This is a genomic window from Amnibacterium sp. (genome assembly GCF_051956055.1).
Classification (GTDB): domain Bacteria; phylum Actinomycetota; class Actinomycetes; order Actinomycetales; family Microbacteriaceae; genus Amnibacterium.
Genome location: NZ_JBQCGC010000027.1, coordinates 1 through 12,894 on the forward strand (window position 1 = coordinate 1; position 12,894 = coordinate 12,894).

Here is a 12,894-nt window from a genome sequence, read left to right on the forward strand (position 1 = left end):
GACGTCCGGTCGCGCGACGGCGTGGATTCGGCCTTGCGACGACCGAACAGTGCTGGCACGGACGGCGACTGTAGTGGGCGGCGGAGGCGCTCTCGCGCGCGTGCGCACCGACCCGCCGCGACCGCAACCCCGTGCATCGCCCCCGGCCCGCGACTACCGTCCTCGGCCATGGACGAGGGCCGCACGTGACCCGGCGGAGCCGGCTCCCGGCCGTCGTGGCCGGAGGGGTCGGCGGCCTCATCGCGACCGGGCCGATGTCCGCGGTGCTCGGTCTCGGCGGGCTGCTGCACCTCCTGCCCGAGCAGCCGCCGCGTCGGATCCTCGAGCACCTGCTGCCCGCGGGTGCGCCGGCGCCGTCCCGACCGCTGGCCGTCCTGGCGCACATCGGGTACGGGGCTGCCGCCGGTTCGGCGTTCGCGCTCCTGCCGCGCCGGGCGCGGCGACCTGCCGGCGGCCTCCTGTTCGGTCTGCTGCTCTGGGCGGCCGGCTACGAGGGCTGGGTGCCCGCGATCGGGGCGCTGCCGCCCGCGCACCGCGACCGACGCGACCGCGTGCTGACGATGATCGCGGCGCACGCGATGTACGGGACGGTGCTCTCCCGCACGCTCGCCGGGCACGCCGGTCGTGGCGGACGAGGGCGGCGCGGAGCGACCGCATAGAGTGCCGCGGTGCGCGACATCCCACGGCATTTCGAAGGGGTTCCTGCGGTGCTCCGCGCGCCGGAGAACCCTTCGAGATGGACGGTCGGCGGATGACCGGGTCCGTCGTCCCGCTCGTCATCACGGTGATCGCCCTCGCGCTCGTCTTCGACTTCACGAACGGTTTCCACGACACCGCCAACGCCATGGCGACGCCGATCGCGACGGGCGCGATGCGCCCGCGCGTCGCCGTCGGCGTGGCCGCGGTCCTCAACCTCGTCGGCGCGTTCCTGTCGACGGAGGTGGCGAGGCAGATCTCCGGCGGCCTCCTGAAGGAGGGCGATTCGGTGCAGGTCGGGCCGGAGCTCGTGTTCGCGGGGCTGGTCGGCGCGATCGTCTGGAATCTGGCGACCTGGTACTTCGGGTTGCCGTCCTCGTCGAGCCACGCGCTCTTCGGCGGCCTGGTGGGGGCGGCGCTCGTCGGCGCCGGCCTCGGCGCCGTGGACTACGGCGTGCTACTCGGCAAGATCATCATCCCCGCGGTGCTCGCACCGCTGACCGCCGGGGTGGTCGCGTACTGCGCGACGCGCGTCGCCTACGCGGTCACCCGGCGGTACGACGGGCGCCCCGACGGCCGCCGCGTGTTCCGGATCGGGCAGGTGTTCAGCTCCTCGCTGGTCGCGCTGTCGCACGGCACCAACGACGCGCAGAAGACGATGGGCGTCATCACGCTCGCGCTCGTGGCCGCCGGCGCGCAGCCCGCCGGTCAGGGCCCGCAGTTCTGGGTGATCCTCGTCTGCGCCCTCGCGATCGCGCTCGGCACGTACACCGGCGGCTGGCGGATCATCAAGACGCTCGGCACGGGGCTCACCGCGGTGAAGCCGGCGCAGGGCTTCTCGGCGGAGGTGAGCACCGCCGCGACGATCCTCGCCTCCAGCCACGTGGGCTTCGCGCTCTCGACGACCCATGTCGCCTCCGGCTCCGTCATGGGCTCCGGGCTCGGCAGGCGGGGCGCGAGCGTGCAGTGGGGCACCGCGCGCCGGATCGTGTTCGGCTGGGTGCTCACGCTGCCCGCGGCCGCGGTGGTCGGGGCGCTCGCCGCGCTCGTGACCCGCATCGGGATGCTCGGCATCGTGCTCGACACGGCGCTCGCCGTGGGCTTCATGGTCGTGATCTTCGTGCTCGCCCAGCCGGATCGGGTCGACGCCTCGAGCCTCGAAGCCGAGGTGAACGCCGCGGGGACGGCCGTCCGCCAGCGCTCGAAGAAGCGGCGGGCCGCCGCATGACGATCGACTGGCTCGCGTTCGTCGAGGTGTTCGCCGTGGCGCTCGTCGCCGCCTGCCTGATCGTGCTGTGCTTCGGCACGGCGATCCGGCTGCTCGCCGCCCCACCCCGCGGCGCGGCGAGCGTCGGCAGCGCGCGGGACGAGGAGATGGACGCGGCGCCGCGCGGCACGCGTCCTCGCGCCGCGACCGTCGGCGCCGTCGCGCTGTTCGCGGTCAGCGGCGCCGTCGTGGTGGTCGGGATCGTCCTGATCATCCCGATGCCGCACTGACCCGAGGGCGTCAGCCGGTCGAGGCTCGCTTCGCCGACCCGACCATGTGCTCGCTGATACGCGCCGCCGCGTCCCGCACCGCCGACTCGAGCGCGGTCCGGTCGCCGTCGTCGAACCGCGCCTCGGGGAGCGTGACCCCGGAGGCCCCGACCACCTCCCCGAACGCGCCGAAGACCGGCGCCGCGATCGCCACGCCGCCCGTGACCCGCTCCCCATGGGTGACGGCGACGCCCTCCGCCCGGATGGCGTCGAGTCGCGCCCGCAGGTGCGGGGCGTCGGTCGGCGTGCGGTCGGTGGAGGGCGGGAGCGGGCCGTCGAGCACCGCGGCGCGCACCTCCTCCGGCACGAACGCGAGGATCGCGAGCCCGCTCGCGCCCGCGTGCAGCGGCAGCCACTCGTGGGTCGGGAGCGTGTAGCGCAACGGATGCGGCGACTCGACGGTGAGGGTGAACATCATCTGCCTGCGCCGTTCGCTGTACACGCCGAAGAAGGCGGACTCCCCCGACCGGTCGGTGAGCGCGTGCAGCGCCTCGACCGAGGCCTCGTGCAGCGGCAGCCGGTCGGTGGCGCTCCAGGCGAGCCGGAGGAACTCCAGCCCGAGCCGGTACGACCCGCTCGGGGTGCGGCTCACGAGCCCGAGCGACTCCAGGTCCGCGAGGAGACGGTGCACCGTGCTGGGGCTCACGTCCAGCCGCGTGGCGAGCTCCCGGACGCCGTGCAGGTCCTGGTCGCTGTCCACCATGGCCGTGAGGACCTCGATGCCGCGGGCGAGCGGGTGGCGTCGCCGCGCGTCGCCGGCCCCCAGTGCGTCCATGACCGCTCCACCCGCCGGAGAGCCCGACTGTTCCGTACAGCGCAACGGTAGCCGACGCCTGCGCCTTCAGCGCCCATCGGCTGGAATGGGGTCATGTCCGCTCGACTCGCCGACCTGCTCCCCGACGACGACATCCGGCTCGACGCGCCGCCGCTCCGGTGGGGCATCGCCGGGCCGGGGGTGATCGCGGCCGATTTCGCGACCACGCTGCTCGCGAACACGGCGCAGCGTCTCGCGGCCGTCGGTTCGCGGTCACCCGAGCGCGCTGCGGCCTTCGCCGCGCGCTTCGACGCGCCCGTTGCGGGCGGCTACGACGTGCTGACCCGGGACGACGTCGACGTCGTGTACGTCGCGACGGTCCACCCCGCGCATGCGCCGCTCGCGCTGGCCGCGATCGAGGCGGGCAAGCACGTGCTCGTCGAGAAGCCGTTCGCGACCTCGGCCGCGGAGGCGCAGCGCGTCGCCGATGCCGCCCGGGCGGCGGGGGTGCTCGCGATGGAGGCGATGTGGACCCGCTACGTCCCGACCTACCGGGTGCTCGACCGCGTCCTGCGCGACGGCGCGCTCGGCACCGTGACGACGGCGGTCGCGTCCGTGGGCTGGGGTGTCCCGCGCGGCGCGGCCGGGCGTCTCACGGACCCGGCGACGGGCGGCGGGGTGACCCTGGACATGGGCGTGTACCCGCTGTGGTTCGCGCAGTTCGCGACCGGACGGGCGACCAGGATCGCGGCGTTCGGCCGGCGGCGAGGGGAGGTCGACGAGGAGTTCGCCGCCGCGATCGAGGGCGGCGGGGGCCGCCTCGCGACGGTGGGCTCCACCATGGCGGCGACCACGGAGGGGCACGCCGAGATCGCGGGCACCGAGGGCCGGGCGGTCGTCGCCGGCCACCTCGTCTTCCCGCTCGGGTTCGACCTCACCACCCGCAGCGGTACCGAGGCCTGGCGGGACGAGCGCCTCCTGCCGGGCAGGGGCGGCCTCGCCTGGCAGGCGGCCGCACTCGCGGGGTACGTCGCCGACGGCGTGCACGACTCGCCCCTCCACCCCCTCGCCGACACGATCGCGCTCGCCACGGCGATGGACACGATCCGCGCCGCGATCTGAGTCGTCCACCCCTGCTGTTCATCTGACGGTCCTAGCGTCCGGGCATGGCTGCCGATTTCGACCCGGAGCAGGTCGTCCGAGAGGTGAGCGCCGCCCTGCGGACCAGGTATCCGGAGAAGGACCCTGCCGAGATCGAGCAGGTGGTCCGAGCGCAGGTCGACGAGCTGAAGGACCGTCCGGTGCAGGATTACGTGTCGGTGCTCGCGATGCGCGCCGCCAAGAAGCGGCTGCACGGGTAGGTCGAGGTCGGGAGGCGCGGATCACCGCGAACGTCGAGGAGGGTGACGAGGCCCTCGCCGCCGCCGCGACGGAGCTGCTCGCGCTGCCCCTCGCCTCCTTCACGGCGAAGCGGACCGCGCGGGCGAAGGCCGCGCGGGCGGAGGGCGACCGCGATCTCGCGGCGCGGATCACCGCCCTGCCGAAGCCGTCGGTGGCCGCATGGCTGGTCGATCGGCTCGTCAGGGAGGTGCCGGACGACCTCGAGCGCGTGGTCGAGGTCGCGGCCGAGCTGCGGGCGGCGCAGGAGGAGGGTGACCGGGACCGGCTCCGGGTGCTGATGCGGGAGCGGCGGTCGCTGCTCGCCGAGGTCGCCGGCGCCGCGGCCGACCGGGCCCGCGCCGAGGGGCAGCGGATCGGCGACACCGCGATCGAGGAGCTCCAGCAGACCCTGCAGGCGGCCATGGCGAGCCCGGCCGCCGCCGCCGCGATCCGGAGCGGGCGGCTCGTCCGCGCGCTCGACGCCGACGGGCTCGACCCCGTCGACCTCGACGGCGCCGTCGCCGGGGGCGCGGCCCCGCTCCCCAGGACGAGCGCCGGTTCCCACCCGCATCGACGTCCTCGCTCGGACGACACCTCGCGGAAGGCCGCGGCAGAGGCGAAGGCCGCACAGGAGGCGGAGGCGCAGGTCGAAGCCGAGGCGGAGCGCCGGCGAAGGATCGAGGAGGCGGAACGGAGGAGTGCGGACGCCGCCGCGGCCGCGCGGGCGGCGCAGGCGGTCGTCGAGGAGCGGGACCGCGACCTGGCCGACCTGCGGAAGCGGCTCGACGAGCTGCAGGCCCGTGTGGGCGCCGCGGCGAGCGCCGCCGACGAGGCACGTGCCCGTGCTGAGCGCGCCCGGCAGGAGGCGGACGAGGCCGCCGCGGCCGTGGCAGCATCCCGCAGCGGATCCTGACGATCCGCGCTGCTGACCCTCCGCTGCCTCCAGGCCGGCGTGCCTACCCTGTCGCGATGGTCCCGGTGCGCGTCCTCGGTCTCGCGGTGGACGGCGGCATGCAGCCCGTCGTGCTCCTCACCCCGATCGACGAGGGGGTGGGGCCGCGGACCCTGGTCCCGATCTGGGTCGGGGCGCAGGAGGCGGCGTCCATCTCGATCGCGATCAGCGGCGAGGAGCCGCCGCGGCCGCTCTCCCACGACCTCATGCAGCGTCTGCTCGCCGTCGTCGGCGCCGGGGTCGAGCGCGTCGAGGTGACGCGCATCGACGGGGGCACCTTCTACGCGGCGCTCGTGCTCACCACCGCCGACGGCAGGGTGACCCTCGACTGCCGCCCGTCCGACGCCATCGCGCTCGCCTCCAGGGTCGACGCGCCCCTGTTCGTGGCCGAGTCGGTCCTCGCGGAGACCGGGGTGCTCGAGGACGCGAGCGAGGCCGACCCGGAGGCGACGGAGGAGAAGGTCGAGGAGTTCCGCCACTTCCTCGATCAGGTCGACCCGGAGGACTTCCAGGGCTGACAGGTCGGCGGCGCCGGCCGCCCGCTACCGTCTGCGGGGACGAAGGGACGCCGATGCGCCACACGCCCCACTTCCTGATGACGGACCCCGCCGAGGTCGCGCGGCTGGTCCGCGAGCACCCGTGGGCGACCTACGTCTCGGCGACCTCGGCCGGGCTCGTCGCGTCGCACTACCCGACGCTCGTCGACGAGACGCCGGAGGGGCTCGTGCTGCTCAGCCACTTCGGGCGCCCGGACGAGCAGCTGCACGAGCTCGGGGAGCACGAGCTGCTCGTGATCGTGCAGGGACCGCACGCGTACGTCTCGTCGAGCTGGTACCCCCAGGGCGACGACATCCCGACCTGGAACCACGTGACCGCGCACCTGTACGGCGTGCCCGAGCTGCTGAGCGAGGAGGAGAACTTCGCAGTCCTCTCCCGGCTCACCGACCACTTCGAGGGCGGCTTCGAGCACGGCAGATCCCTCACCCTCGACGAGGAGCGCTCGCGCCGCATCGCGAAGGGCACGGTGGGCCTGCGGATGCGGGTGACCCGGTTCGAGGCGCGAGCGAAGCTGAGCCAGAACAAGGCACCCGAGGTCGCGGAGCGGATCATCACCGAGCTCGACGGACGCGCCCCCGGGCTCGCGGCCGAGATGCGCCGCGTCCGCGAGGGCTGACGCACCGCGCTCGGAGGCGCCTCCGATGATCCGTCTGTGAGGATGCACGCTCACCGACGGAGCGTGCGATGGACGGAACCCGAGACGTGTCGCCGCGGGGCGCGTTCTCGGCGGCGCGCCTGCATCGGAGCGGCGAGGGTGCCCAGCGGGTGCTGCTCGTCGCGGACGGCGCCCTCCTGCGCACCCCCGGCGGGATCCCCTTCGCGGAGTGCCTCGCCGACCGCGTCGCCGCGCGGACCGGGCGGGGACTCGACCTCGACGTGGCCTGGGACCTCGCCCCCGTGCTGCGGGCGGTGACCCGGTCCATCGACGCCTGGCGGCTCTGGCGGTACGAGGTCGTCGTCGTCCTGGCCCCCTCCCGCGGGCACGGCGGGGCGGGCCGGTGGCGCGCAGCCCGGATCGGGCGCATCGCGGAGCGCGTGCTGCCCGAGCTCGCGGAGGCGAGCTCGGTGCTCGTGGTCCGCCCGGGCCACGAGCACGCGGGCGGCAGCCCGTGGGACGGCCCGGCGGTCACCACGATCCGGGTGGCGTCGGAGCCCGACGCCCCGCCCGCACCCCGGGCCACCGACGCGGTCGCGGCGCGCGTCGCCGAGCTCCTCCGGGTCGCGCACGCCAGGGCGACCGACGGCGACGGGCGCACGGCCAGCGAACGGCGCGCGGTGCCGCAGGCGGAGGACGAGCGGCAGGGGGCCGTCGACCGGGTCACGGAGGCGCTCGGAGGCCTGACGCCCCACCTGGAGCGCGTCGTCCTGCTGGCCAGGAACACGTTCGGCGTCCCATTCGCGCAGGTGAACCTGCTCGACCACGGCCGAGTCCGGACGCTCGCGTACGTGGGCGGTCCCGGCGACGCCGCCGAGCAGCCGATCTGCACGATCACGATCCAGGGCTCCGGCCCGACGATCATCGGGGACACCTGGACGGACCACCGGCTGGACACCAACCCGCACGTGCACGGGCCGGAGCACCCCGTCCGCTTCTACGCCGCCCACCCCATCGAGTCGGTGGACGGGTACCGCGTCGGCACGCTGTGCGTCTTCGACCTGGAGCCGCACGACGTGCAGGACGTGGATCCGAGCGCGCTGCGCGACCTCGCGCTGCTCGCGGAGGCCGAGATCAGCACGCTCCCGTGATCGGCCCCGGAGGGCTCAGCCGAGCAGCCAGCCGCGTTCCGCCGCGACCCTGACCGCCTCCGCGGCGTTCCTGGCCCCGGTCTTGCCGATCGCGGCGGACAGGTGGTTCCGCACGGTGCCCTCGGACAGATGCAGCCGCTGCGCCACGGCGGGCGCCGCGCCGTCGTCGCGGAACGCGAGGAGCACGTCGCGTTCGCGCGGGCTGAGCGGGGAGGGCCCGACCGCGAGCGACTCCGCCGCCAGGGCCGGGTCGACGACCCGCTCCCCCGCCGCGATCCGCCGGACGACCGCGGCGAGCGCTGCGGACGGCGTGTCCTTGACGACGAAGCCCGCCGCGCCCGCTTCGAGCGCGAGCCGGAGGTAGCCGGGGCGCCCGAAGGTCGTGACGATGAGGCTCCGGCAGGCGGGCAGCCTCGCCGCGAGCGCCCGCGCGGTCGCGATCCCGTCGCCGCCCGGCATCTCGACGTCGAGCAGGGCGACGTCGGCGCGGGAGGCTCTGGCGGCTTTGACCACCTCGTCGCCCCGCCCGACCTGGGCGACGACCTCGAGGTCGTCCTCGAGGCCGAGCAGCGTCGCGAGCGCGCCGCGCACGAGCGCCTGGTCGTCGGTGACGAGCAGGCGGATCATCGCTGCACCCGCAGCTCGAACCCGCCGCCCGGGTGCGGGCCGGCCTCGAGCCGCATCCCGGCGGCCGCGGCGCGCTCCGCGAGCCCGGGCAGCCCGGAGCCGCTCCCGTCCGGGGACGCGGCGGTGCCGTCGTCCCGGATGCGCAGCCCCGTCCGGCTGAGGGCGATCGTGCACGTGGAGGCCTTCGCGTGCCGCAGCACGTTCGTGACCCCCTCCCGCACCGCCCAGGCGAACACCGGCCGCAGCTCCGGCCGCACGACGGACGCGGGGGCCGGCAGCTCGAGCGCGACGCCGCCGGCGGCGAGCGCCGCCGCGGCCGACGCGAGCTCGCCGTCGAGCGTCACACCCCGGAAGCCGGACACCGCTGCCCGGAGGTCGGCGAGCGCCTCCCTGGCCAGCCGCTCCACATCGGCGATCTCGGTGGTCGCCGCCGCGGGGTCGCGGGCGACGAGCTTGCCCGCCAGCTCCGACTTCACCGCCACGACGGTGAGCGAGTGCCCGAGGGAGTCGTGGAGGTCGCGGGCGAAGCGCGCGCGCTCCTCGTCGACGGCGAGGCGCGCGATCTCCGCGCCCGCCGCGCGCAGCCGCACCGTCTGGCGCACCTGATGGCCGAACGCGATCATCAGCACGCCGACGGAGACGCAGACCCACCAGTTCGCGGCGATCGAACCGGGGAAGCCGAGCACCGCGGCGATCTCGAGAGCCAGCCCGCCGACGCCGGCGACGAGGAGCAGTCCCGCGGCCTGCGACGACCAGGTGAAGGCGGCGACGCACAGCACGAGCAGCCACGTCCAGACGGCCGTCACACCGACCGTGAGGAAGAGCGGCGCGGACAGCGCGAGCAGCCCGAGCGTCGCCGCGACGCGCACCGCCTCCCGCTCCGGCCACACGAGCGGCGGGAGCAGCAGGTACACCGCGTAGTAGCCCGCGAGCGACGCGGTGGCGATGATCCGCGTCGCGGTCGAGCCGCCCGGCGCCGTCCAGACGGCGACGAGCTCGAACGCCTGGTACACCAGCCCGATCGAGCCACCCGCGTACCAGCGCCACGCGCCGGGATGCGTGAGGCGGGCGAGGAGCCCCAGATCGCCCCTCGCCGCGCCCATCAGCGGCACCGCGTCGGTCACGCCGTCACCGTACCGAGCGTCAGGCGCGAGCGGCGTCGTGGCGGTAGCGCCAGGTGATCACGGCGGCGAGCGCCACGGTCCACGCGCCGAGCACCACGATCGGCAGGAGGACGTCGCCGGCCCCGGAGGCGCCGAGCTGTCCCAGCCGGTTCAGCCAGTAGGAGGGCAGCACCCGCGCGACGCCGCCCATCCACGAGGGCAGGAGGGACAGCGGCACCCAGAGCCCGCCGAGCAGCGCGAGGCCGAGGAAGGTCACCATGAAGAGGGGCTGCGCGAACTCGGGCCGCGCGAACTGGCCGATGACGACCGCGATCAGCGCGAACGGGATGATCCCCACCCAGAGGCCGGCCCCGGCCGCGAACCAGGCGCCCGCGCCGAGCCTGGCGTGCAGTGCCAGCAGGGACACGAGCACCACCACGACGATCGCCGCCGCCGCGACGATGAGCGCCGCGACGACCTTCGACACCAGGTAGCCGGTGCCGGTCAGCGGCGTGAGGCGCAGCTGCCGGTTCCAGCCGATCGAGCGCTCCGTGACGATCGCGAACGCCTGCGACAGGCCCGCCATCATCGCGCCGTAGCCGCCCATCTGGACCGTCGTCTCGATGAGCCACGGGAGGTGCGTGGCGGGGTCGACCGCCCCGGCCGAGCCGTACACGGTGCCGAACACGAGCAGCATCGCGACCGGGACGAGGAACGTGAAGACGAGGGAGCGCACGTTGCGCAGCTGCCGCGCCGCCTCGAGCAGGACGTAGCGGACGCTCATCGGACGGCCTCCTCGGCGACGCCGGCGGTCAGGGCGAGGAAGGCGTCGTCCATGGTGCGGGCGGTCACCTCGATGTCGTGCGCGTCCGGTCGCTCCGCGAGCACCATCCGCAGGACCGCGTCGGAGTCGCTCGTGCCGATTCGCAGCCGGTCGCCGACCACGTCGACGAGCTGCACCGCCGGCAGCTCCCGGAGCCGCTCGCCGAAGCCGTCGACGGCGCCGCTCAGGGAGCACGAGAGCGTGCGCCCCGCGACCACGGCCTTCACCTCCGCGGGGGTGCCGTCGGCGACGATCCGGCCCCTGGCCATCATCACCACCCGGTCGGCGAACGCGTCGACCTCGTCGAGGTAGTGCGTCGCGAACACCACGGTGCGGCCGGCGCCGGTGAGCTCGTGCATCGAGGTCCAGAACGCGCGACGCCCCTCCACGTCCATCGCCGCGGTCGGTTCGTCGAGGATCAGCAGCTCGGGGTCGGAGACGATCGCGACCGCGAACCGGGCGCGCTGCAGCTGACCGCCCGAGAGCCTGCCGACCTTCTGCTTCGCGAAGGCGGTGACGCCGGCCGGGGCCATCGCCACCGCGACCGGGAGCGGATGCCGGTGCGCGGCCGCGACGAGCGCGACGCTCTCGGCGACGGTGGTGGTCGGCAGCAGGGCCCCGCCCTGCAGCATCGCACCGACCCGACCCGCCACCACGGCGTCGCGGGGAGCGCCCCCGAACAGCTGCACCGTCCCCGCCGCGGGGGTGGAGAGCCCGAGCGCCAGGTCGATCGTCGTGGACTTGCCCGCACCGTTCGGCCCGAGCAGCGCGACGACCTCGCCGCGCTCGATGGTGAGGTCGATGCCGTCGACGGCGGTCAGCCGCCCGAACCGCTTGGTCAGCCCGGCGAGCCGGATCGGAGGGGAGGAGGTCATGGCTCGAGCCTCCCGCGCAGCCGGCGTCCGTGCCTCGCTGCGCTGTCACGAACCGGCCGTGACATCCGTCACGGTCGGTCCTGTTGAATGGTCCCGGTCCGCCGGACCTGCAGGAGGCGCCATGACGCTCGACTTCGACGGGATCAGCCGCGAACGGCTCGACCGGCCGACGAGCCGCAAGTGGAGCCTGCATCCCGGGACCATCGGCGCCTGGGTGGCCGAGATGGACTTCGGGACCGCGCCTGCGGTGCAGGAGGCGGTCGAGGCCGGGGTGCGCGACGGCCTGTTCGGCTACCTGACCCCCGCGACCGCGCGCGAGGCCGCGGAGGCGTTCAGCGACTGGTCGGCGGCGGAGTACGGCTGGCGCCCGGACCCGGAGCGCATCCACCAGGTGACGGACGTGCTGTCGGCGTTCGAGCTCGCGGTGCGGCACTGCTCCCGCCCCGACTCCGCGATCATCGTGCCGACGCCCGCCTACATGCCGTTCATGACCCTTCCGCGCGCGTACGGGCGACGGCTCATCGAGGTGCCGGGACGCGTGGCGGACGGTCGCTGGACGCTCGACCTCGAGGGGATCGACGCCGCTTTCGCGGACGGCGGCGGCACGCTGGTGCTCTGCAACCCGCACAACCCGACCGGCCGGGTGCTCGACCGGGCCGAGCTGGAGTGCGTCGCGGAGATCGTCGAGCGGCACGGCGGTCTCGTGTTCGCGGACGAGGTGCACGCCCCGATCCGGTTCGGTGCCCCGCACGTGCCGTACGCGGGCCTGTCCGAGGCGACCGCCGCGCACACCGTGACGGCGACGAGCGCGTCGAAGGCGTGGAACATCCCGGGACTGAAGGCCGCGCAGCTGATCCTGTCGGCCGACGAGCACGAGCGGCGGTACCGGTCGGAGGGGCTCGACCACCTGGCCGAGCCGGCGACGCTCGGCGTGGTCGCCGCGATCGCCGCCTACCGGCACGGCGGTCCGTGGCTGCGGGAGGTGGTCGGCTACCTCGACCGCAACCGCCGTCTCCTCGCGGATCGGCTCGCGGCGGAGCTGCCCGACGTGGGGTTCACGGCTCCGGAGGCCACGTACCTCGGCTGGCTGGACTGCGGTGCGCTCGATCTGCCCGATGCCCCCGAGCGCTGGTTCCTCGAGCACGCCGGGGTGGCGACGACCGCCGGCGCCCGCTGCGGGACGGGGTTCGAGCAGTACGTCCGGGTCGTGTTCGCGACGCCCGCGCCGATCCTGGCGGAGCTCGTGTCGCGCCTCGCCGACGCCGTCGCAGCGCGGCGGTGACGATCCGCCCCCGTGCGTCGCTCCGTGTCGGAACGATTTCGGGGTCCGGAACGTTAGGACGATGCTGGAGTCCGGACCATCCGGATCGGCACGCACGGGGAGCAGCCATGGGCAACGACATCGCGGACGCCGCGGGACGGATCGCGGCGGACCACCCGTCCGCGGCGAGCATCGCGGGGCTGTCGCCCGCCGAGTTCAAGCTCGCGTTCCGCAACCACGCGGCGGGTGTCGCCCTCATCACCGCGGACGCGGGCGCGGGCCCGGTCGCGCTGACGGCCACCTCCGTCTTCTCGGTCAGCGCGGAGCCGCCGCTGCTCATCTTCTCGGTGTCGAGCACGTCGTCGTCCGCGCCCACCATCCGCACCGCGGAGACGCTGATCGTGCACCTGCTGGGCGCCGACCAGCTCGATCTCGCGAAGCTCGGCGCGACGAGCGGCATCGACCGGTTCGCCGACCGCACCATCTGGGACCGGCTGATCACGGGTGAGCCGTACTTCCCGGCGGCGCACGCCTGGATCCGGGGGCGTGTGATCAACCGGATGGAGGCGGGGACGTCGACCGT

General features: G+C 74.8%; 16 protein-coding genes. 11 read left to right on the top strand and 5 right to left on the bottom strand.

Annotated features, from left to right (window positions below):
- Nucleotides 1–185 precede the first annotated feature (185 nt).
- The 3 genes from ACTHLI_RS04065 (at nt 186) to ACTHLI_RS04075 (ending at nt 2,193) form a co-directional block, all read left to right on the top strand.
- A complete protein-coding gene (locus ACTHLI_RS04065) occupies nt 186–659 on the top strand; it encodes a hypothetical protein (protein ID WP_440181677.1) in 474 nt (157 codons plus the stop codon).
- A 92-nt stretch (nt 660–751) separates the two neighbouring features.
- A complete protein-coding gene (locus ACTHLI_RS04070) occupies nt 752–1,924 on the top strand; it encodes an anion permease (protein WP_440181678.1) in 1,173 nt (390 codons plus the stop codon).
- Nucleotides 1,921–2,193: a hypothetical protein gene (locus tag ACTHLI_RS04075; protein ID WP_440181680.1), complete on the top strand. Its 273-nt coding sequence runs from the start codon at nt 1,921–1,923 to the stop codon at nt 2,191–2,193. The genes ACTHLI_RS04070 and ACTHLI_RS04075 overlap by 4 nt, the downstream gene beginning before the upstream one ends.
- Nucleotides 2,194–2,203: 10 nt before the next feature.
- Here ACTHLI_RS04075 and ACTHLI_RS04080 read toward each other — a convergent pair whose 3' ends face one another.
- Nucleotides 2,204–3,007: an IclR family transcriptional regulator gene (locus ACTHLI_RS04080; protein ID WP_440181681.1), complete on the bottom strand. Its 804-nt coding sequence runs from the start codon at nt 3,005–3,007 to the stop codon at nt 2,204–2,206.
- Between the two features lie 93 nt (nt 3,008–3,100).
- Here ACTHLI_RS04080 and ACTHLI_RS04085 point away from each other — a divergent pair, with 93 nt between their 5' ends.
- From ACTHLI_RS04085 to ACTHLI_RS04110, 6 genes are all read left to right on the top strand, one after another.
- Nucleotides 3,101–4,108 carry a Gfo/Idh/MocA family protein gene (locus ACTHLI_RS04085; RefSeq protein ID WP_440181682.1) on the top strand — a complete coding sequence of 336 codons (1,008 nt, stop codon included), beginning with the start codon at nt 3,101–3,103 and terminating at the stop codon, nt 4,106–4,108.
- Between the two features lie 44 nt (nt 4,109–4,152).
- Nucleotides 4,153–4,347: a three-helix bundle dimerization domain-containing protein gene (locus ACTHLI_RS04090; RefSeq protein WP_440181684.1), complete on the top strand. Its 195-nt coding sequence runs from the start codon at nt 4,153–4,155 to the stop codon at nt 4,345–4,347.
- 191 nt (nt 4,348–4,538) lie between these two features.
- Nucleotides 4,539–5,279 carry a hypothetical protein gene (locus ACTHLI_RS04095; RefSeq protein ID WP_440181685.1) on the top strand — a complete coding sequence of 247 codons (741 nt, stop codon included), beginning with the start codon at nt 4,539–4,541 and terminating at the stop codon, nt 5,277–5,279.
- A 56-nt stretch (nt 5,280–5,335) separates the two neighbouring features.
- On the top strand, nt 5,336–5,836 hold the full coding sequence (locus tag ACTHLI_RS04100; RefSeq protein WP_440181687.1) for a bifunctional nuclease family protein: 501 nt from the start codon (nt 5,336–5,338) through the stop codon (nt 5,834–5,836).
- A gap of 53 nt (nt 5,837–5,889) precedes the next feature.
- Nucleotides 5,890–6,492, top strand: a complete 603-nt coding sequence (locus tag ACTHLI_RS04105; RefSeq protein WP_440181688.1) for an FMN-binding negative transcriptional regulator — start codon at nt 5,890–5,892, stop codon at nt 6,490–6,492.
- A 68-nt stretch (nt 6,493–6,560) separates the two neighbouring features.
- On the top strand, nt 6,561–7,622 hold the full coding sequence (locus ACTHLI_RS04110) for a hypothetical protein (protein WP_440181690.1): 1,062 nt from the start codon (nt 6,561–6,563) through the stop codon (nt 7,620–7,622).
- Nucleotides 7,623–7,637: 15 nt separating this feature from the next.
- On the opposite strand, the gene ACTHLI_RS04115 is transcribed toward ACTHLI_RS04110, so the two are convergent.
- Genes ACTHLI_RS04115 through ACTHLI_RS04130 form a run of 4 tightly spaced genes read right to left on the bottom strand, consistent with a single transcriptional unit; the run spans nt 7,638 to nt 11,050 of the window.
- On the bottom strand, nt 7,638–8,249 hold the full coding sequence (locus tag ACTHLI_RS04115; protein ID WP_440181691.1) for a response regulator transcription factor: 612 nt from the start codon (nt 8,247–8,249) through the stop codon (nt 7,638–7,640).
- The gene (locus ACTHLI_RS04120) at nt 8,246–9,373 is read right to left on the bottom strand and encodes a sensor histidine kinase (RefSeq protein WP_440181692.1); all 1,128 of its coding nucleotides are present in this window, start codon (nt 9,371–9,373) and stop codon (nt 8,246–8,248) included. The genes ACTHLI_RS04115 and ACTHLI_RS04120 overlap by 4 nt, the downstream gene beginning before the upstream one ends.
- A 19-nt stretch (nt 9,374–9,392) precedes the next feature.
- Nucleotides 9,393–10,136 (bottom strand): ABC transporter permease, encoded by a 744-nt coding sequence (locus ACTHLI_RS04125; RefSeq protein WP_440181693.1) that lies wholly within the window; start codon nt 10,134–10,136, stop codon nt 9,393–9,395.
- Complete coding sequence (locus ACTHLI_RS04130; protein ID WP_440181695.1) at nt 10,133–11,050, bottom strand: ABC transporter ATP-binding protein; 918 nt, start codon at nt 11,048–11,050, stop codon at nt 10,133–10,135. Before ACTHLI_RS04130 ends, ACTHLI_RS04125 begins: the two co-directional genes overlap by 4 nt.
- 121 nt (nt 11,051–11,171) lie before the next feature.
- Here ACTHLI_RS04130 and ACTHLI_RS04135 point away from each other — a divergent pair, with 121 nt between their 5' ends.
- Nucleotides 11,172–12,332 (top strand): MalY/PatB family protein, encoded by a 1,161-nt coding sequence (locus tag ACTHLI_RS04135; protein WP_440181696.1) that lies wholly within the window; start codon nt 11,172–11,174, stop codon nt 12,330–12,332.
- Nucleotides 12,333–12,439: 107 nt separating this feature from the next.
- Nucleotides 12,440–12,894: flavin reductase family protein (locus ACTHLI_RS04140; RefSeq protein ID WP_440181697.1), on the top strand; the 455-nt coding region annotated here is incomplete at its 3' end.

Coding starts and splice junctions, on each gene's coding strand:
- ACTHLI_RS04070 (WP_440181678.1), top strand. CDS start 752: ATGACCGGGTCCGTCGTCCCGCTCGTCATCACGGTGATCGCCCTCGCG.
- ACTHLI_RS04075 (WP_440181680.1), top strand. CDS start 1,921: ATGACGATCGACTGGCTCGCGTTCGTCGAGGTGTTCGCCGTGGCGCTC.
- ACTHLI_RS04080 (WP_440181681.1), bottom strand. CDS start 3,007: ATGGACGCACTGGGGGCCGGCGACGCGCGGCGACGCCACCCGCTCGCC.
- ACTHLI_RS04085 (WP_440181682.1), top strand. CDS start 3,101: ATGTCCGCTCGACTCGCCGACCTGCTCCCCGACGACGACATCCGGCTC.
- ACTHLI_RS04090 (WP_440181684.1), top strand. CDS start 4,153: ATGGCTGCCGATTTCGACCCGGAGCAGGTCGTCCGAGAGGTGAGCGCC.
- ACTHLI_RS04100 (WP_440181687.1), top strand. CDS start 5,336: ATGGTCCCGGTGCGCGTCCTCGGTCTCGCGGTGGACGGCGGCATGCAG.
- ACTHLI_RS04105 (WP_440181688.1), top strand. CDS start 5,890: ATGCGCCACACGCCCCACTTCCTGATGACGGACCCCGCCGAGGTCGCG.
- ACTHLI_RS04110 (WP_440181690.1), top strand. CDS start 6,561: ATGGACGGAACCCGAGACGTGTCGCCGCGGGGCGCGTTCTCGGCGGCG.
- ACTHLI_RS04115 (WP_440181691.1), bottom strand. CDS start 8,249: ATGATCCGCCTGCTCGTCACCGACGACCAGGCGCTCGTGCGCGGCGCG.
- ACTHLI_RS04125 (WP_440181693.1), bottom strand. CDS start 10,136: ATGAGCGTCCGCTACGTCCTGCTCGAGGCGGCGCGGCAGCTGCGCAAC.
- ACTHLI_RS04130 (WP_440181695.1), bottom strand. CDS start 11,050: ATGACCTCCTCCCCTCCGATCCGGCTCGCCGGGCTGACCAAGCGGTTC.
- ACTHLI_RS04135 (WP_440181696.1), top strand. CDS start 11,172: ATGACGCTCGACTTCGACGGGATCAGCCGCGAACGGCTCGACCGGCCG.